Genomic DNA, 19,526 nt, shown 5'->3' with positions numbered 1-19,526 from the left:
CCAATTAAGGATGGTTATGTCAGAACAACACAATGTTCATTTTGTGGGTAAGGTCGCACTCGTCACCGGTGGTACCTCTGGTATCGGCCATGCCACTGCAATAACGCTAGCGGCAACTGGTTGCCGGGTGGCTGTAGTGGGTCGTGATGCGTTTCGCGGCACATCAATCGTCGATAAAATATGTCGCAACGGTGGGGAAGCCATTTTCGTCAACGCAGATATGCGCCGTGCCGATGACATCAGCAACATGATCACTCAGGTGCTGGATCGATACGGCCAAATCGACATCGCTTTTAATAATGCCGGCCATGTCGAGTCGCCTGCCCGTCTCACCGACAAGACACCTGATGAGTACGAAGCCGTGTTCGATACCAATGTACGCGCCGTGTTTTTGTGTATGCAGGGCGAGATCGCGGCGATGCGCAGCAACGGGGGCGGCATCATCATCAACAATGCCTCAGTCAGCAGCATACGCAATGCCGTACACGGCATTGCGCTCTATGCCGCGTCCAAGGCAGCTGTGGTTTCGCTGACCAAAACGGCGGCGGTCGAATGTGCCGAAGAGGGTATTCGTATCAATGCCATCTCACCCGGTCGGGTCGAAACGCCTCTGCTCATCAACGTTGGTCAGGTTACCAACCCCGATAGGGGTGGATTCGCAGCAGGATTGCCGGTGAAGCGATTGGGCACGCCCAGTGAGGTCGCATCGGCCGTACTTTGGCTCGCTTCACCGGCATCATCATTTGTGGTTGGTCACAATCTTTGCGTCGACGGTGGTTTTCTCGCGCAATAACTGTAGCTGGGTCGATAGTCGCGCAATGGGATTAACGCAGGATTCGCGCTACTCCGCTGCGTCTGGGCAGCCCCACCCAGCTCACTGGCCAGCGCCTCAAGAGCAACAGTGAATCCGCGCCGCGAAGGTAGACGGATGGCAGCGGCGCCTTATCCTCCCTCAAACAGTTCCGGCTCGGGTGCTACCACCATTGACAATGGCAATTGTCGGCACAGGCCACGCGTTAAGATCAACCCGGATACGTTCATTGCATGTTCCGACACGGATGATGAACTGAAGGCCAGTGACAAGAAAGCGATCAACCGGGTTAAAATCCGACAATCGCTGAGTAAAAGAGCAACGGAGCGCGGCCTAACCTCGACAGCGGAGTTTCGCCGGTTAGACGCAGATGCCCACGCCGCCAAAAACGGCCATACCAGCCGACAGGAGGCTCGGGACCTAGAACAAGACCGCTTGGCCGTCCTTCAGTTAGGTCAGGGTGCATCAAGGGGTGATCTTGGTAGGAGGCAACGAGTTGAGAGAGCGCTCGCGAAGGAAATAGGCATCGATGTCAGGGAGATTCGCAAGGTAAGAATGCCAGTCAATACGGCGCCTCCTCCTTTGTCTCCCCAGTTATCTTCCAGCAGTGTGCGGCCCATCGTAAATGTGCTAAGCATGGAGGATACGTGGTCGCGACGCTGGAATGTCGGAGACCGATTTACCGTCCTTTGGCAACGGGGACGGTCACGCCACTTTGAAGCTACCCGAAACCGTAACGACAGGGAAGATCGCGTTGAGGCAGACTTCAAAGAGCTTGAGAGGCGGTTAAGGAAATTATGAACAGGATGGGCTGACTCTGGCAGGGTGCGCGGATTCGTCCGCCGAGTGGCTCTCATGACGCTGCTTCGCCTTTCTCGGCGGTACATCGCAGAACCTGGTACCCGGCAATCTGCACCGCGGCGTCACCAAAGCGCATCGTTACGAGCCCGACATCAACCCCAGTTACCGCGATCTGCCGAGCATTACAGCGTGGTCGTGCTGCCTGCCAGATCTGGCAAGCTTCGGGACAAAGCCAAGGTCGAAGTTGGTGTGCAAGTTGTCGAGCGCTGGATCCTGGCGGTGCTATGCAACCGCCAGTTTTTCTCGCTGGGCGAACTCAACTCGGCCATCGGACCAGCGTGCGCTTGAACTGGGCGCATGCGTTACAGAGAGCCGGTGCCCGAATGGCTTTGCCAGGGTTCCGCAATCGTCGGACTTAACGCGGGATTGTAGACAGCGGCAAACGTTGATCGAGGCGACATCCGAATTGGCATGTCCTAGCTGTAGCGACCTGCATTCATAAACACCCCGATCTGCAATCATCGCGATTTTCAACCGAAATGAGCTGCATCTATCCACCTCCGCAAACCGGCATTAGTTGCGAATGAAGCTACGGCTTCCGACCATCCAAAAAACGAAAACGAACGTTTGATGGACGGCCGATCATTCGCAAATAATGTCAGCACGCGGAAATGGAATGCAAGCAGGTGCCGCTGAATGCAGCTCAGTCGCAGTTAATTCGAGCATGGAGACTGCTTCAGTCGCAATTAATCCGAGCCTGAAATAGCGTTGATTGCAAGCATGGCCATTTTCGATTGCAAGCACTTACACTTAGTGTTTCATCTGTTTGGTGCTCTGGCCGAATTCGAGCGCAATTTGATTCGTGAGCGCACCCAAGCAGGGCTGTCAGCAGCACGTGCACGCGGACGCAACGGGGGACGCAAGAAACGGCTCGATCCGGCCTAGCAAGAACTGGCCCTAAGTCTCTACCACGAACGAAAACACACCGTGGCAGAAATCTGCCGCTTGATGGGCATCGGTCGTTCAACGCTCTACAACTATCTGACCGAGGCTGAACGCAATGCCCAGCGGGCGGCATAGTGCCATCCCTGACGATTCGCTGACGCAGTTGCGGCAGCGGCTTGACCGTTTGCCGAAAAAAAGTCCGGAGCGGACTACCCAGGTGGCCACTTTAGCGCAGTTTTATGGTGTGTCTCCCAGCACCGTGTACCGGGCGCTGAACCTCATCCATAAACCCTATGCGGCCCACCGGGCCGATCACGGCAAGCCCCGTGTGTTGCAGAAGGTCGAGCTGGAGCGTTACTGCGAGCTGATTGCGGCACTGAAGTTACGCACGACGAACAAGCAAGGGCGACATTTATCAACCCGTCATCCAGCGCCGGCGCATCGCCTTTTCATGAAACGCCAGGTTTTTCCAGACGTCCTGCTCATCCAGGCCACCGGCGGTCGCCGAGAGGTGCACATGGGGACTCCAGTTGAGCCGCCGACCGTAGGTGTGGAGCGCGCCAAACAGCCCGATGCGCAAACCTCGCCGCCTGGCGGCATACAACAGGTTGTCCGCCGCCAGGCGGCACAGCGCATCGAGCAGAGCACGGTTGTGAAAGAACACCGGCCACAGCGTGTCGGGCAGCGTAAACACCAGGTGGTACCAGGCGCAGTCGGGCAAGCGGTTGTGTTGGACGGCCATCCACTGATCGGTGGCTTTTTTGCCGCACGAAGGACAGGCTCGGCAGTGGCAGGTGTTGCACAGGTATTTGACGTGCGGGCAGTGCCCATTGCCGCAGGTGCAGTGCTTTACGCCCAGGATCGAAGTGCCGCAGGCCAGCATTTTGCTCACCGATTCCACTTCGATGGCGCGTAGACCGCCGACCTCCAGCAACCCTGCCCAGCCGCCGTTGGCCGTGAACAGGTTTTTCAAAGGCGGGGTTTGAAGCCAGCGGACCGGCTGGAACGGGCTATGGAGTGGCGTCGAGCGGTTAGGACAGTGCCCCTCACGTCAGCGGGCCATCCAGACTATTGTGGTCCACGCGCGGCCTGCAGCAGGGCATCGATGCGCGCGCTACTTGCCCCCAATCCGGCGGCGTGCAGGGCGCTGGCGACGCCCCTGCGAGTTCTTAACGATCCGTCGTCGTTATGCAGGTGCGCGTTGATCTGCTCATCCGTGGCGCCGGGGTCGGCGGCTAGGCCGTGCCGTGTACGGATTCCACGATCTCTCCTGGCCTGGCGATCTGTGGTCTGCCGTACAACCGCCTGCCAAAGAGGCGCTGGGGGGTGTACTGGCAGGTGTGCTACTGCTGCCTCATTAGTTGCTCTCCTTTGAAGAGTGTTGTGTACATCCCGCAGTGCATTCGCCAATAGCAAATAGGTCCCCTCGTCTATGTGCCCTCCCTCTGCGCGAGTAGTAAGCACTGTCATCGCGTCTGAGGCTTGTGACGGGCTCGTGAGCCCGATCGCACGCCAGTGATCGCTAGCCTGATTAGGGTTGTTTATCACTAATGGAGCAGGCCCAGACGCCTGGCTTGCGCTGTGTTGAATGGGGGTAGTAGGCGAACCAGAGATGTTGTTTATTCCGTTCATATTACGCTCTTTTTCTTTGGGCGGTTGCAGGAGCTGAGTGCAACACGGTTATTGGATTGAAGTGGGCGCATCGTGCCGCATAGCCATGGCCTTTTGCATCACCTCACTCATCATTTCGATCGGACATTTGAAATCGAAGCGTTTACGGGGGCGCATATTCAGTTGCAAGGCAATGGCATCCAGTTCTTCCTGGCTGTGTCCCGACAAGTCCGTGCCCTTGGGCAGGTACTGGCGGATCAGGCCATTGATGTTTTCGTTACTGCCGCGCTGCCAGGGGCTGTGCGGGTCGCAGAAGTAAATCGCGATGCCGGTTTTCTGGGTGATCTCGGCGTGTCGCGCCATCTCCCGGCCCTGGTCGTAGGTCATGCTCTTGCGCATTGCCAGTGGCATGCCATTGAGCGCTGCACTGAAGCCCTCCATCGCCGAGGTTGCCGTCGCATCATTCATCTTCACCAGCATCAGGTAGCCACTGGTGCTCCACCAACGTGCCTACGGACGAGGCGTTGGCCTTACCCTTGATCAGGTCGCCTTCCCAATGCCCCGGCATCAGACGGTCGTCAATCTCCGGCGGACGCACATGGATGCTGACCATCTCGGGAATCTGGCCGCGCCGATCCACGCCACCAGAGCGCGGCCTGCGTGTTGTCTTGCTTTGGCGCAGACAGATGATCAGCTCCTTACGCAGCTCGCCGACCGGCAAGGCATAGATCGTTATAGATCGTCTCGCGACAGACGTAGGCATCTCTGAGGCTGGGAATGTTCATGCTGCGCAGCTTGCCGGCAATCTGCTCGGGAGACAAACGCTCACGCAGCATATGAGCCACCAACTTGAAGCGCTCGCTACCCGGCAACAGCTTTCGCATCGGTCGACAAAGGCGGGGGCCTGCATCTGCCGCTGGGCCACACGGGCCGAGTAGCCGCCGCAGGCATCTCGATTGCGGCGCAGCTCCCGGCTGATGGTCGAAGGGGATCGGGTGATCAAGCAGGCAATCCTACGCAGGCTGAAGCCTTGGGCATGACCGATTTGAATGGTGGCGCGCTCTTCAACGCTGAGTTCGGAATAAGACATAGGGGCTGCACCGTACCGGAAAGGTCAGGTGTTGCACTCAGATTTTGCCGCCGCCAAGCTTTTAGTGCGCAGATGCCGGGCTGCGGCAAGCACATTGCTTCAGGTGGCCTGCCCAAACGAAAAAATGCCAAGCCCCAGTCACAGGAGCCACCATGCGTCCCCTATCGCCCTGTTCCGCAGCTCACGCGAGCGATTGCTTTCAGCTCGGATTCGATCCGCAGGCCACTACCGACTCGCTCAACCAGGCGCGTCCCTTTCAGCTCCCTTACCCACTCGACTCATGAGCCTCCTGGATCGTTTGCGCGAACACTTCAACTACCTGGACGCCCAAATCAAGGATCTGGATAAGGATCTGGCTTGCCAACTGGCTGACGATGATCTTGGCAGTCGTTTGGAGTATGCCATGTGTCGGCCCGATCACCGCCAGCCTGCTGGCTGTGGAAATGGGCGATGGCAAGCAGTACGCAGGTAGTCGTGACTTCGCTGCCTCCATTGGCTTGGTACCCAGGCAATACAGCACCGGAGGCAAGGCCAATTTGCTGGGGATCAGCAAGCGCGGCGACAAGAATCTCAGGCGACTATTGGTTCAGTGCGCTCGAGTTTATCTTCAGCAATTGAAGAGCCAGCACGGCGCGTTGGCGGAGTGGGTTCGTTCGCTGCTGATACGACGGCACTCGAACGTGGTGGCATGTGCCTTGGCCAACAAACTGGCTCGGATCGCTTGGGCGATCTCAGCTGGTCATGGAATATTTAACGCAGGGCCAGATGCCGTGGCTATCTGACTCAGCTGTTGTTCTAGTGCCACGAGCCACCTTCAGGTTTTGCGATAGCTGAACAATGGATGACGTGAACGGCCTACCGGCCTGGCGAAGAACCTGCTTTAAAAATCGGCTCTGCAAGAAGCCGTTAGCCTTTTCAGGATCGTCAGGCGCGACTCTCATCATGGCGCGGGTGACTCACCCAATAGACGCCGGATAGATTTAAGCAAGCCAACCACTTCGCCCGTTAATCAGCATTGCAAAAAAGGGGGTGACCATAGAAAAGGGGGTGACCATAGATTTTTAAAATGGATTTCTCTCGTTCAAGCCGAGCGATCCGGGCCTCCAGTTCCTGAATTTTTTGCTGTTCCGGCGTCAGCGCCTTGCTCTGCGGGGTGATGCCTTTATGTTCTTTCTGAATCTGGTCAACCCAGCGGCGCAATGCCGACTCACCAATGCCGAGTGAACGGCTGGCTTCGATGTAGCTGTAGTTTTGTTTGAGCACGAGGTCGGCAGCCTCGCGCTTGAATTCAGGAGTAAAGGAACGACGTTGTTTGGTCATCTGACACCTCGATCTGGCGAGCATTCTCGCCTAAATGGGTGTCCGGTTTCATTAGACCACTACAAAGTGGATTGCAGCACAATGCCGTGCAACGTCAAGGCACTTTGTTGGAACGCAAGGCTGGAGGCTTTGAGGTAGCGATAATAATCGTCGACTGTCTCGCGGCTGCTCGTGCGGATGGCGTCTATCCGGCTGTTTTTCAAGCGTTTAGCCCAGAGCGCGCAGGCGCGGGCGTACTGGTCGCGATCGTTGGAGACGCTTATCACTTCGAACAGCCGGTCGGCCGCTTCGAGGATATCGATCAATCTGGGTAGTTCACTTTCCGGCCAGATCCTGTCGGTAATGAACTCAGGCAGTTTTTCGAGGTTCTGGTAGCACGTGGACTGCAGCGAAAGCCTGCCGCCGGGGACAAGCATCTGCTGGCAGTGGGTAAAAAATTGCCTGTACCCCTGTATGCGCTCATCCCGAGACTGACCTGTGCGTGCAAAATGCTCAATGGCCTCGATGGAGACAATGGCGTCATATGGCAACCGAGGCTTGTGCTCCTGCCACGAAGCAAGTAACACCTCAACGCCAGGCAATGCTTGACGGGTGACAAACGCAGCCTGCTCTTCACTCAACGTTAACCCTACCGCGTGTAGGACCGAGTGAGGGCCAACGAGCCTTTTCAACAGTGAGCCCCAGCCGGAGCCGATGTCTAGTACGCGCCCCTTTCCACTGGCCCGAGCATTCTCAATATGTGTATCGAGCTTACGCAGTTGGGCGTCCTCCAGAGAGTCGTCTGCTTCGCCCTCAAGCCACAAGGGGCAAGAGTAAGTGAGGGATCCGTCCAGCCACTGTCGAAAGAAGTCGTTGCCGACGTCGTAATGATGACGAATTGCCTCAGACGAGGTGCCTATTGAGTGCTTTGGGATGATGTCTTGCAAGTTGTGGGTAAATGACCTTTCGTTCGATTTGACGATCTGCACGGGGCAATTCCTCTTGTGGCTAGTGAGTCCGTCCGTTCAGTTCTGGACGGGGCGAGGGTAAACGGGAGGAGCTGTTTTTCAGGGGGAGCGATGAGCCTGATCGACAGTCGTGCGACAGGACAGCCGAGCCTGTCTACAGCCAACGCCGAGGAATGAATGCCCTTGGCCGCGTCATTTCCGGGGTGTGGCTGTCCGAGTAGACGATGATGGGTTTACGCTGTGGCGGTACGGCGACTTGTTGGTTGGGAACCTGCGGCACAGGCGCCTGGATCGGTGGTCGTAGCTGTTGTGATGGCGGCCTCTTTCTTGGTTTTTGCAGCACGGCGTAGCTTGTCAGGTCGGGGCTTAGTTCCTGCGTTGATACAGAAGGCAATGGGGTTGTTAGAGTTCTGGGAACTAGCAGATGAGCAGGGCCATCGATCATTTGCTTGGTCAAAAACGCGGGATTGAGGCGTAGCAACTCGGATTCATCGATTCCCGCATCAACAGCGAAGGTGGACAAGTTGACTGCGTGAGTGAGTTTGACAATTTTGAAGTAAGCCTCATTGGCCACTGGTTGAAGTTTGACTCCATGGATCTTCGGCGCTCGCACCAACAAGGACAGTGCCAGTAACCTGGGCACATAATCCTGGGTCTCTTCAGGTAACCTCAAGTGCCAGAAATCGGTGGGCAGGCCTCTGTCCCTGTTCCATTTGACGGCTCGCCCGACTCTACCTTCTCCGGCGTTATAGGCGGCCAATGCCAGTAGCCAGTCGTTGTCGAACAGCTCGTAGAGTCGTGTCAAATAATCCATGGCCGCCTTGCTGGAGGCCAAAATGTCACGTCGGCCATCGTACCATCGAGTTTGGCGCAGATTAAAATCAAGTCCGGTCGAGGGAATGAACTGCCAGAGTCCCACCGCGTCTCGATTGGAGTTGGCCATGGGGTTGTAGCCGCTCTCGACGATAGGCAGCAGCGCGAGTTCGGCGGGTAGTCCGCGCTCTTCGAGCCGCTGCGCAACGAAATGAATGTAGCGCGCTGCACGAGTGCTCGCACCGTTCAGAAAAGAAGGGTTGGCAACCAACCATTTTCGTTGCTGCTCGACCCGGGCGTTGTGGCCCAAGCTGTCCGTCAGCGTAAAGCCTTTGGCCAGTCGCACCCATACGTCCTGAGTGGGGTCACCCGGCGATGAGCCTTGATCATTGACCTGTACCATGTGGCGATTTGCGTTGCCGGGCAAGGACGGGCGTTCAACTGCAGGATCGGCTCCGAGCCCGAAGGGCTGAAAACCGACGCTTAAAATGCCTAGCGCTAGCGCACGGAATCGAGATGAGTGGACGACGTCTAAGACACTCATGGCAAGCAGATAGCGTGAGGCATGGCTAGTTTGGTCGTCCTTTATCAGTGTTTTATGCAGTTCTCAAATGACGACTCAGATCAAGACGTCGCCGCCAGCGTACCTGAGTCGTCAAGACAGATAGTCCCTGTCAGCGGCAACCGAACCGGCCACACCCTGCTTCAGCTTCCTGACTGACCATGGCCAGCCCCGAAGTCCCGAAAATCATGGCCAAGCTGAACACACAGAGTTTGATGAATTTCATTGCCCCGACTCCCCGAAGATGCGTAATGAACCGTGCGGAATGCTCGTCACTACTACTGAGTGTTAAACGGCTTTCAGCGGTTCCCATCAGCAGCTGATTTTAAATTGGGTGCTGAGGATGGCGATCTCGTGGGTCAGCTGTTCGATGATGGTTTGATCGCGGTGGATCACCGATCAAAATCCCATCGGATATCAGTTCGGTACACAAGGCGAAACTGAGCGTGATAAAAAATAAATTAATGAATTAGTCGCTCAGGCCACTAGTGGCTCAGCTCGGGATACGGCCATGGGGCTGTGCTCCATTATGCGCACCAACAAGTACCTAACCCAGGCGGTGGCGGACGATAAGCTCTTGGCTCATTACGATTTACTGAAACGGTTGATCAGACTCTTCGATAACGACATAACCCACGCGTCGGTTGACGAGATCGAAAGTCCGATGCTGGAGGTAATGAGGCCGAAACAGCTCAAGAGGCACGTCACGAGCGTCCTCGGTCTAATGGCTTCAGCTGTTTTATTCCACTTGAACGGCTTTGGCTGAGAACTCATTGTGAGCCTCGATGAACTGGCGGATAGCTGTCTTCAAGTCGGCAACGCTGGTGAAGGCACCTCGGTACAGCGCTCGCCTTTCCAGTTGTGCAAACCAGCTTTCTACAGCGTTCAACCAAGACGCACTGGTCGGTGTGAAGTGCAATTTGAAACGCGGACGTTTTTCCAGCCACTGCTTGATTGCGGCCGTTTTGTGGGTCGAACTGTTATCCAGGATGACATACAGATCCAGTGCCGGTGGTGTGCTGCGATCAATCTGGTGCAGAAAGGCCAGGAATTCCTTGGCGCGATGGCGTTGCGTGATCCGCCCGATGACTTGGCCGGTCATGATGTCGAATGCCGCGTACAGACTGGCTGTTCCGTGGCGCTTGTAATCATGCGTCCGACGCTCGATCTGTCCGGGGCGCAGAGGCAACATTGGCTGGGTGCGATCCAAGGCCTGAATCTGAGTTTTCTCGTCCACAGACAGCACCAGGGCGTTGTCTGGTGGATTCAGATAAAGCCCGACCACGTCGACCACGTTATCGGCGAAATGGGGATCGTTGCTGATTTTAAAGGTCTTCAGACGATGGGGTTTGAGGTCGGAAGCAGCCCAGACCTGACGCACCTGCCAGGTGGTGACCCGCACATACTTGGCCATCAGGCGAACACTCCAGTGAGTCGCCTCCTTGGGTACTCGTCGGGTAGTCAGTGTGAGGATCTCGCTGACTTTTTCAGCCCCGATTTTGAGCGGCTGACCACTACGTGGCAGGTCGCTCAAGCCCTCGACGCCCGCCTCCAGATAGCGTTCTGCAACTGTTCGCTGATGACCTTGGGCGTCAATCCATCCGCCAGTAGAAACAGGATACGTGCACGCAAGGCGAGGCGATCAACCCTGATGGTTGACTGCGGCCAGGCTTTTGTTCCAGAACTAATAGAATTAGTTGACCATGTTTGAGTTTGGAACTCGAACCGTTTTCTGACCACTTAAGGACAAAGACAAAGACAAAGACAAAGACAAAGACAAAGACAAAGACAAAGCCGACGCGATCGCCGGGCACGGCGCCGGGCTGGCCGCACTTGAGAGCGAGCAGCAGGAGGCGCTGGTTAAGGCAGTCACCGGCATTTCCAGCGGCTGGTCCAAGGCCAACGCAATCGCCGGGTTAAGCCCACGGCTGGCAGCTCTGGATTGGGAGCAGCAACAAAAGGTAGTTGAAGCCGTCAAACAACTGCCCAATGAATTGTTCGTGATCGCCGGAGTGGGTGCCCCCGGCCTGATCGTACTAAGCAGCGAGCAGCGGGAGGCGCTGGTCACGGCAGCCGTCGAGGAGCCCCTAGAGTGGGTACAACATAATAAACTCATGCAGCTGGGCCCCTGGCTGGCAACACTGGAGAGCCGGCAGCAGGAGCGGCTGTTGACGGTAATTGGCGACAGGTTCCCAGACTCGCCAAGGGTTATAACTGAGCCGATTATCGCAATGAGCGCCGGACTGGGGACGCTCAATCCAACCCTGCAGAAGGCGCTCGTCAAATTAGCCGTCGATTTGGAATGCGGTTCGGACAAAGCAGAAGCGCTCGCCTCACTTGGTGGTGGGCTGAAAGCTCTCGAGCCGTTGCAGAAGCAGGTGCTCGTCGACGCGGCCCGCAATCTGTCCAAAGGACAGCAAGACGATAGAGGGTGGTGTGGGGCCACCTCTATCGTTCGGCTGGCCGCCGGGTGGGCTGCCCTCACCTTGAAGCAGCAGCAGGAGTTGCTTGATTCTGCCCTCGGCCTGTACCAGGACAAGAACAAGGCCATGGCGATCACCGGGATAATCAGTGGTTATCTCGCTTCGATGGTGCCAGGCGATCTTCGTTGAATGGCGGGAGGTCCGAATGATCGCAACTGGGCGCCAAGATGACGGCTATCGAACCACCCAACCAGTTCAAACTGGTCAAAGCCGACTTTCTCCTAGGCCAGAGTCTGTACATATCCTTTTCAACCCAGGCGGTGTGAAAATGCACTGAAGGTCGCACCAAGCAAGCGCGCCGACTTGTTCGGGGCGCTTGCTTTTGTGCGGTTCGCAGACGAAAAAAGGCTAGTGTGGGGCAGGTAACTATTCGTGATCGAGTGACCAGATAGTTGACCAAGCATGTTATCGGACAGCTCATAAACGAAGCCCGCGCATCATCGAAGCGTGATAACTATTGATGAGGATGTTGATCGTCGCATGCTGGTTTGCATCGGAGGCGGAGTGCAGGCAGCCCTGGCCAGCGCTTGCTGCTCCGAAGATCGAGAGCTGTCAACCCAGCACCTAGCAGTAGCCGAACATTAAGGGTTCAATCGCCGTTCCTGTTCTAACGTGAAAACCAGTGAAGGGGCATTGCCCCGGAGGTTGCTGCTGAAAAACCGTCAATGATGGAACCAAAGTAGGGTCTGATACCACCTATGACTCTTTATATTGGAAGGTTTCACAATGAGCATTGATACCCCTGATTGCGGCATGCTTCAGATGCCAGAGCAATGGATTAACGCGAAATCGTTGGTTTGGTTTGGTTTGGTTGCAGCAAAGCCTAGAATCCTACATCACGATGGCCAAACATATTTACACGGCAGTATATATGGGGCAGCTCCGCAAAATTCGCGGGGATAATGAGGCTATGATCTGTACCCTTCCTGACATAATATTCAATGACTCTAAGATGTCATTGAAACTTGATTTTGAGACCGGCAGAGTGGGGGGATGGAACCTCACTGGCATGACACTCAATGACGGAAAAGCGTTGACAATCCTGGCTGCACCAATTTGATCGATAATCTATCGAGCAATTGTAGGCCCGATTTATTTTGCCTCCGATAGAATCGGTTTTCGATTTCCAGACGCACCTAAACCCTGCACGAGCGAGCTTGCAGGGTTTAGTTAAGCTCATTCATCCAGCATGCTATCAAGCAAAAACAGGGCTGCTAAATATAACGCCATTGGAGAAGCTTACGTCGGTCAACGACTCGATACCTGAAAGCTCGATTTCAATAGTATTGCTAGTGGCGCCACCCACTGCATTACCTACTGCGTTTTTTTCCATCACGACCGTAACGACCTTTGAGTCGTAGCTAACCTGCGTAAAAAATACTTCCAGCGAATTGGCGTCGCTGCCAGTGAAGTGTCCTGTACCGTCAACAGCATTGTTCGTATTCAGTGTATAACCTTCTCCCACGTATATTGCGTCATCCTTGTTGAAATTGGCGATGTAATACGTGCTCCTTTCGACGCCAGCTTCGGCCGCAGAGTAGTATAGGTCTGTAGTGTTGGTGCTCTTATCGGCCAGGTCTTTAACGAAGGAAGGCAGCGTGACCTCAGTCGCGGCCTCCAGCGACAAGTGAGTGCCATCAAGTAATTGCGCCTGCGTAACCAGCGCATCAGCAGCCAGTGCGTTTGCCAGATTTGTGTCGAGGTCAATTTTGTCAGCGAAGGCTGTTTTATAAGCGTCGCCTGCGGTGCCGGTGATCGCAGTAGCGGCGGCCTCCTCGGCGCCTTGCGCAACCTTTTTGGCATAGTCAGTCGCGGCAAGTACTTTCATTTTGCTGAAGTCGGCGGCGCCATCGACACCCAGGAACGTGTCGAATGCGTCGGTGATGGCGCTTATCTGAGCGATAGTAGCCTTTGGATTGGTCAGGCTCTGGTAGAGTGTTGTCGCGCTATCAATAAAGGTACCGGCGGCCTCATTGGCGTGTACAAGTTCAAGGCCTGTGCTCCCTTCCGCGACAGTGAAATCAGTCTGAACCTTTGCGATTGCTATGTTGACCGCTTTAGGCGCCGCTGCGATCAAGGCATTGTTGGCGTTGACCGCGTTTTCATAATCAATCACCAGTCCCACATGGCCCACGGTACCGGCCTCGATAGTGTAAGCCTTCCGATCTGCAGCTAATTCCAATAATCCAGTTGAAGCCCCTGCTTGTAGCTCTTCGGTTGTGCTGCCGCTGACTGCGTCACGCAGCAAGGTGGCATTGGTGATGGACTGGTCAACATCTTCATAAGCCAGCACGCCATCCTCGGATGGAATTCCCAGGGTCTCCAGCTCGGCGGGGGTCTCCAGTTTATCATTCAGGGCGAACGCTTCTTTGTTCAATGCCGACAGTTCAGTGACTGCGCTGGCTTCAAAAGCAACCAGCGCTAATTCCGCGTTGGCTTGGGCCTTGAGAGCTGCGACGCCGGCTGGAATTGCGATACCCGAAAGGCTGCCGTTTTCCAGTTTATCCAAGGCGTCGTCAACAGATACAGTCGTACCGTCAACACCATCCAGAACGGTGGTGGAGTCCGCCAGGGTGTAGTTCGAGCCAGCGGCAATCGTATAGGCCTGCGCGACAACAACCTTGTTGGCAATGACTTGTGCGTCGGCAGTGGTTGCGCCGTTTACGAATGTGGTGAGCAGTTGATCCGTAGGGACGGCTGTCCCCGCCCCCGAAGCCCAGTAGTCAAGGTCGGTGGTATCTGGCGAGCGATTGAAGAGGTTGTTGTACAGCGTGATGATAGTGTCGGAACGAGACAGGCCGCCGTAATTATCAGAATACTCGGGCCGTTCGTTAATGAATTTTGTGCCGAGGTTCTCCAGCGTCAGGGTGGGGGATTCGGCGTTCAACTCCGACATCCAGTAGTCCAGCCCGGCTTTATCAGCGGCGTGACCGAGGCTTACGACATAGAGTTGTTGTACTTGTGCAGAAGTGGTAGCCATTACGTTTCATCTCCAACATGAGTCAGTATCGACGTCCAGACTTCCGAGCCCGAATACGAACTTGCAGGCTCAAGCGTGTTGTCGCGTTACGATATAGCTTGGCCGCAAAATTTATCAATGCGGTACGGGGCGCATGCGAATCGTTATTTCATTTTTTTGACGGCGGTAGAAGCCATCTACTTAATAGTACCTCTCAAAATATCGAACTAACAATAATGGCTGTATGCCTTCCTTTCAAATTTACTCGCAGGAGGTTAGTGCGGATATTTCGTTGGGGTGGTTTATCAATAAATTCCAAAGGTGACCTACGAATATTTACGAAGGTGGGCGAGGGGCGACCAGGTAACTTAATATTGGTTCACGCCTAATAATAATTAATTTTTCTTGTGCGCAAGAGTTGCCGATCATAGAATCTTTCAAGGGTTATCTGGCTCGATGGTCAGCAGATAAATAAATTGTTGCGTGATAACGCGGCCCCCGTCTGTGTTGTTAATAAGCGATAGCTGTGTGGAAATAACCACGTTTGCTGTGTTGCCGTTATTTCTAGACCTATTGCGGTGCTCTATTTGCCGAGTCCTGTGCCTTTGGAGCTGGGCAGATGTGGGCGCACCTTTCAATATCCTCATGGCAGTATCGAGCCTATGCGCAGCACACATGAAAACAGCTTGCAGAGTGCATTGAATACGAGTCGGAGCAGCTTCCTGTCGATTGGCTTCTTTAGCTTTTTTATCAATGCGCTGCTGCTGGTGCCGACCTTTTACATGCTCCAGGTATATGGGCGGGTAGTGACCGGCGGTAGCCTATCGACGCTGTCCATGTTGACGCTCATTATGACCATGCTGTTGCTGACCATGGGATCTCTGGAGTGGGTCCGTTCACGCATCATGGTGCGCGTCAGCACCCAACTGGATGTGCTCCTCAGCCGCCAGGTGTATAAGGCGGGTTTCAAGCGGGCCCTGGAAAGCGGCGGCATGGATGCGTCTGCGCAGTCGCTGAGCGACTTGACGGGTCTGCGACAGTTTCTGACCGGCAACGGTCTGTTCGCTTTTTTCGACGCGCCATGGCTGCCGATTTATGTGGGTGTAATGTTTTTGTTTCACCCTTGGTACGGCTGGGCAGCGCTGGGCTGTGCCGTGATTTTGCTATTGCTGGCTTTTATCAACGAACGAGCGACTGGCAGGACGCTGGCTCAGGCCAATAAGGAAAACAGTGCGGCGACCCTCGATATCAACAAGAATCTGCGTAATGCCGAAGTCATAGAATCAATGGGCATGCTCGGCAGCCTAATGGATCGCTGGAGCCTTCGCCACGCACGCGTGCTTATTTTGCAGTCGAGAGCAAGTGACAAGGGTGGGCTGATCAGTGCTATTGCGAAAACCTTCCGCGTTCTGGCTCAGTCGCTGATTCTTGGACTTGGCGCCTTTCTAGCGGTCAATCATGAAATCAGCCCGGGCCTGGTAATTGCCGGCTCTGTGCTGCTGGGACGGGCCCTGGCACCGATAGATTTGATCATCGGCAGTTGGAAAGGGTCCGTCATCGCCCGCTCGCAATACACCAGGCTCAACACCGTTCTGGAGAAGCTGCACGCCGAACCGCAGCGTATGTGCTTGCCGGTACCTCAAGGTCATGTGCATGTGGAAAACCTGGTCGTAGCGGCGCCTGGTTCGAAAACGCCTATCATCCGCGGCATCAGCTTTGGTGCGCCGGCTGGTTCCGTGGTGGGGATTATCGGCCCGAGCGCGTCGGGCAAATCCACGCTGGGCAGAGCGCTGATGGGCGTATGGGTTCCACAACACGGCGTTGTGAGGCTCGACGGTGCGGATATCAGTCTCTGGGACAAGCACGAACTGGGTCCGCATATGGGCTATCTGCCGCAGGACATTGAATTGTTTGAAGGCACCATCAGCGAAAACATTGCGCGCTTTGCTGATATTGATTCCGAGAAAGTCGTGCATGCCGCCAGGATGGCCGGCGTGCATGAAATGATCCTGCTGTTGCCCCAGGGCTACGACACCGTCATTGGCAGCGAAGGCGTCAACCTGTCTGGTGGTCAGCGTCAACGGGTAGGTCTGGCCCGGGCGATGTACGGAACACCACGGCTGATACTGCTGGACGAACCCAATTCCAATCTTGACGAAGTCGGAGAGCGCGCGCTGGCTTCCGCCATCCGGGCGCTCAAGCTGACCGGGGCGACCATCTTTATCATTACTCACCGCACCCCAATTCTCGCGCAGCTTGACCGCATTCTGGTGATGAGCAACGGAGGCGTGAGCATGTACGGGCCCTCCAATCAAGTAATAGCAGAGCTCGACGCGCAGCAACTGGCGGCTCGACAAAAAACAACCCAGGGTGCCACAGGTACGGCTGCGGCCAGTGTCTGAAAGGAAGATTTCGATGACACGTACAGCAGCCATTTCAGCCGATCACTTCGCCGATTTACCAACATCTGACCAGACAACGCGCCGGCTGGGATTTTCCATCGTCTTCGTGATGTTCGGTGTGTTTGGAACCTGGGCTGCATTTGCACCCCTCGATGGTGCGGCGTATGCGCCAGGGGTCGTCACTGTGCAGACCTATCGCAAAACGGTACAACACCTGGAGGGAGGTATCGTCAAAGAGGTGCTGGTACACGATGGAGATAGGGTTACTAAAGGCCAACCGCTGATCGTGCTAAATGAGGCCCAGCTGCGGTCCGAATACGAGATGAATCACAATCAGCTGGTCGCCGGCAAAGCGATGGAGGCCCGCCTGATCGCCGAACGTGACGACATGATTTCGCTTGATTTCGACGCGATGGAAGATCTCGATACCTTGCGTGGTATGGAGGTGCGGGCAGGTGAAAGCCAAGTGTTCAACGCCCGTCGCGCTTCCCGTCTGGGCCAGATCTCGGTTCTGCAAGAGCGTATTGGCCAACTGAACCAGCAGATAAAAGGCACTGACGTAATGATCGCGACAAAGAGCAACCTGAAAAAATCCTACAGCGGCGAAATCGGTGAGCTGAATGAGTTGCTGGCTCAAGGCTTCGTCGACAAACAGCGTCTGTTGGACCAGGAGCGCAAGCTGGACATGCTGCGATCAGAAATCACGGACCACAATTCCACCAACATCAAGACCCGTCTTCAAATCAACGAAACACAACTGCAGGTCCTGCAGATCGATAAGGATTTCAGCTCCGAAGTGGTTAAGCAGTTGTCCGAAGTCCAGACCAAAAATTACGATCTGCAGAAGCTTACTTCAGCCCTTGCCGATCGATTAAGTCGCATCGTAATCCGCGCTCCGGATGATGGCATGGTCATCGGCATGACCGTGCACACTGTCGGTGGTGTCGTTAGTCAAGCCACACCGTTACTGGACATCGTGCCTTCGGTCTCCGACCTGGTTGTCGAAGCTCAGGTGGCGCCGCAAGACATCAATCGTATCGCCATCGGCAAACTGGCCGACATCCGTTTCAGCGCGTTCAACAGTGCCACCACTCCAGTCGTCGAAGGCCTGGTCACTGGTATCTCCGGTGACCGTCTGGTCAACGAAAAAACTGGCGAGCCTTATTATCTGACCCGGATAAGCGTGACCCCTGAGGGCGTGCGCACATTGGCTAACCGCAAGTTGCTGGCCGGTATGCCGGCTGATGTGCTGATCAACACCGGTGAGCGCACGATGCTGCAGTACTTGATGCAACCTGCTCGCGATGCTGTTTCTCAATCAATGATTGAGGAGTGACGGTGCGCCTGTTGCCTTATCTGATCCTGGGTTTATTGGTCCAGCCCGTTCAAGCTGGCGAGCCGAAAACGGCTGGGTCATCGACACCTCGAATACCTCCTGGCAGCATTAGTATCAAAGACTATTCAGCAGACCTGATGCAACTCTACCGCGAGTCGCGCCTGGAGGACCCTCGTGTCTTGGCCTCATACTCCCGCGCTCAGTCCAGCAAAGAGCAACAGCGCGAATCCTTTGGCGGTCTGCTACCGCAGATTTCAGCCAACGCTGGAACCAACCGCATAAGGCAGACCAACGAACTCACCGAACAGGTTTACAACAGCGAGAATTACAGCCTTAACTTGAGTCAGCACCTCTATAACAAGGCCGCGTGGGAGAATTACCAGAAATTCAAAAGTCTGGCCCGACAATCTGTTGACGAGTCCAGGGACGCCGAAGCTGAAGCCGCCGTCGATCTGGCTCAGCGCTATTTCGCAGCCCTTGCCGCTGACGATGAACTTGAGCTGGTGCAGGTGGAGCGCCGGGCCACGCAGAAAAATCTTGACCGGATTAGTGCCTTGTTCAAGAAGCGTCTAGCGATGATCACAGACAAGCTCGACATTCAGGCTCGAGTCGACTTGCTGGCGGCGCAGGAGGTAGATGCCCGCAATCAAGTGCGTGTCACCCGTGCAGCGTTGTCGGAAATCATCGGGCGCCCAGTGAAAGAAAAGTTGCGCCGCGTTCGAGATGATGTCCAATTGCAGGTGTCGGCTCTTGGCCTGGATAGTTGGGTACAGTCCGCTGTGTTGGATAACCCGCAGTTACAGGCCAGTCAAAATGCTGTTGAAGCCGCCGGTGCCGCGTTGCGCGCTGGCAAGGGCGAGCACTACCCGACTGTCAGCTTGAATTTAAGCGCTCAAAACTCGAACGAGGGTTACAACAACGCCTTGGCGCCCAAGACCGATAGCTACGTTGCAGGCATCGGTGTGCAGGTTCCGATCTACAGTGGAGGCTCCGTTTCGGCACGCGTGCGTGGTCTTTATCAGGATCAACTCACTGCTGAACAGCAGTGGGAAGCCACCCGCCGTCAGGTTATTAAAGAAACGACAAATGCTTATTTGACCGCGGACTCAAATGTCGAAAAAGTCAGTGCCAACCGAAATGCCTTGGCGTCAGCCGAGCAGTCCAGTATTGCGTCTCAAAAAGCGTTCTCCTATGGTGTGGTGAATGCTGTAGATGTCATGATCAGTGTGCAAAACGAATTCATGGCACGTCGTAACCTGCTAAAGACTCAATACGACTTTATAACCAACCTGCTTATTCTCAACCGTTGGGCCGGCATACGGTCCGATGACAGCATCGAGACCGTCAATACATGGTTGAGCATTGATGGCAACGCTGTCCATGTCCGTGAACGGAGCAGCATCCAGTAAAATCTGAGAATCATCTAGCCGGCCTCCCCACCTCACG

At 55.3% G+C, this 19,526-nt stretch carries 8 protein-coding genes and 8 pseudogenes; 9 read left to right on the top strand and 7 right to left on the bottom strand.

The window, feature by feature from the left end:
* Window positions 1-16 precede the first annotated feature (16 nt).
* From PSH65_RS21395 to PSH65_RS21380, 4 genes and pseudogenes are all read left to right on the top strand, one after another.
* Window positions 17-793, top strand: a complete 777-nt coding sequence (locus PSH65_RS21395; protein ID WP_305422227.1) for an SDR family NAD(P)-dependent oxidoreductase — start codon at window positions 17-19, stop codon at window positions 791-793.
* Between the two features lie 877 nt (window positions 794-1,670).
* Window positions 1,671-1,942, top strand: a pseudogene (locus PSH65_RS21390) (IS21 family transposase); the annotation flags it as partial.
* A 480-nt stretch (window positions 1,943-2,422) separates the two neighbouring features.
* Window positions 2,423-2,692: pseudogene (locus PSH65_RS21385) on the top strand (helix-turn-helix domain-containing protein); the annotation flags it as partial.
* Window positions 2,673-2,981, top strand: a pseudogene (locus PSH65_RS21380) (helix-turn-helix domain-containing protein); the annotation flags it as partial. The pseudogenes PSH65_RS21385 and PSH65_RS21380, both read left to right, overlap by 20 nt.
* Here the strand turns inward: PSH65_RS21380 and PSH65_RS21375 are convergent.
* Window positions 2,982-3,530, bottom strand: a pseudogene (locus tag PSH65_RS21375) (transposase zinc-binding domain-containing protein); the annotation flags it as partial.
* A 707-nt stretch (window positions 3,531-4,237) separates the two neighbouring features.
* Window positions 4,238-5,258, bottom strand: a pseudogene (locus PSH65_RS21370) (IS30 family transposase).
* A gap of 265 nt (window positions 5,259-5,523) precedes the next feature.
* On the opposite strand from PSH65_RS21370, the pseudogene PSH65_RS21365 reads away from it, so the two are divergent.
* A pseudogene (locus tag PSH65_RS21365) lies at window positions 5,524-6,040 on the top strand (IS110 family transposase); the annotation flags it as partial.
* 277 nt (window positions 6,041-6,317) lie between these two features.
* Here the strand turns inward: PSH65_RS21365 and PSH65_RS21360 are convergent.
* The 4 genes and pseudogenes from PSH65_RS21360 to PSH65_RS21345 all read right to left on the bottom strand — a co-directional run.
* A pseudogene (locus PSH65_RS21360) lies at window positions 6,318-6,578 on the bottom strand (transposase); the annotation flags it as partial.
* Between the two features lie 59 nt (window positions 6,579-6,637).
* The gene (locus PSH65_RS21355) at window positions 6,638-7,546 is read right to left on the bottom strand and encodes a class I SAM-dependent methyltransferase (protein WP_305422226.1); all 909 of its coding nucleotides are present in this window, start codon (window positions 7,544-7,546) and stop codon (window positions 6,638-6,640) included.
* Between the two features lie 133 nt (window positions 7,547-7,679).
* Window positions 7,680-8,684, bottom strand: coding sequence for a transglycosylase SLT domain-containing protein (locus tag PSH65_RS21350; RefSeq protein ID WP_370694662.1), 1,005 nt, complete (start codon window positions 8,682-8,684; stop codon window positions 7,680-7,682).
* Between the two features lie 939 nt (window positions 8,685-9,623).
* Window positions 9,624-10,589 (bottom strand): annotated as a pseudogene (locus PSH65_RS21345) (IS630 family transposase); the annotation flags it as partial.
* 311 nt (window positions 10,590-10,900) lie between these two features.
* On the opposite strand from PSH65_RS21345, the gene PSH65_RS21340 reads away from it, so the two are divergent.
* Window positions 10,901-11,512, top strand: coding sequence for a hypothetical protein (locus PSH65_RS21340; protein WP_305422225.1), 612 nt, complete (start codon window positions 10,901-10,903; stop codon window positions 11,510-11,512).
* 1,066 nt (window positions 11,513-12,578) lie between these two features.
* Here the strand turns inward: PSH65_RS21340 and PSH65_RS21335 are convergent.
* On the bottom strand, window positions 12,579-14,363 hold the full coding sequence (locus PSH65_RS21335; protein ID WP_305422223.1) for a DUF4214 domain-containing protein: 1,785 nt from the start codon (window positions 14,361-14,363) through the stop codon (window positions 12,579-12,581).
* 641 nt (window positions 14,364-15,004) lie between these two features.
* Here PSH65_RS21335 and PSH65_RS21330 point away from each other — a divergent pair.
* From PSH65_RS21330 to PSH65_RS21320, 3 genes are read left to right on the top strand one after another with little or no spacing between them, the layout of a single operon-like run.
* Entirely contained in the window at window positions 15,005-16,744 is a 1,740-nt protein-coding gene (locus PSH65_RS21330) for a type I secretion system permease/ATPase (protein ID WP_305422222.1), read from the top strand.
* A gap of 13 nt (window positions 16,745-16,757) precedes the next feature.
* Window positions 16,758-18,080, top strand: a complete 1,323-nt coding sequence (locus PSH65_RS21325) for an HlyD family type I secretion periplasmic adaptor subunit (protein ID WP_305422221.1) — start codon at window positions 16,758-16,760, stop codon at window positions 18,078-18,080.
* A gap of 20 nt (window positions 18,081-18,100) precedes the next feature.
* A complete protein-coding gene (locus PSH65_RS21320) occupies window positions 18,101-19,489 on the top strand; it encodes a TolC family protein (protein WP_370694712.1) in 1,389 nt (462 codons plus the stop codon).
* Window positions 19,490-19,526 lie beyond the last annotated feature (37 nt).

Source organism: Pseudomonas sp. FP603, assembly GCF_030687415.1.
GTDB classification, from domain to species: Bacteria; Pseudomonadota; Gammaproteobacteria; order Pseudomonadales; family Pseudomonadaceae; genus Aquipseudomonas; species Aquipseudomonas wuhanensis.
Note: the sequence above shows the minus strand (reverse complement) of the source record. Positions and strands in the feature narration are given on the sequence as shown.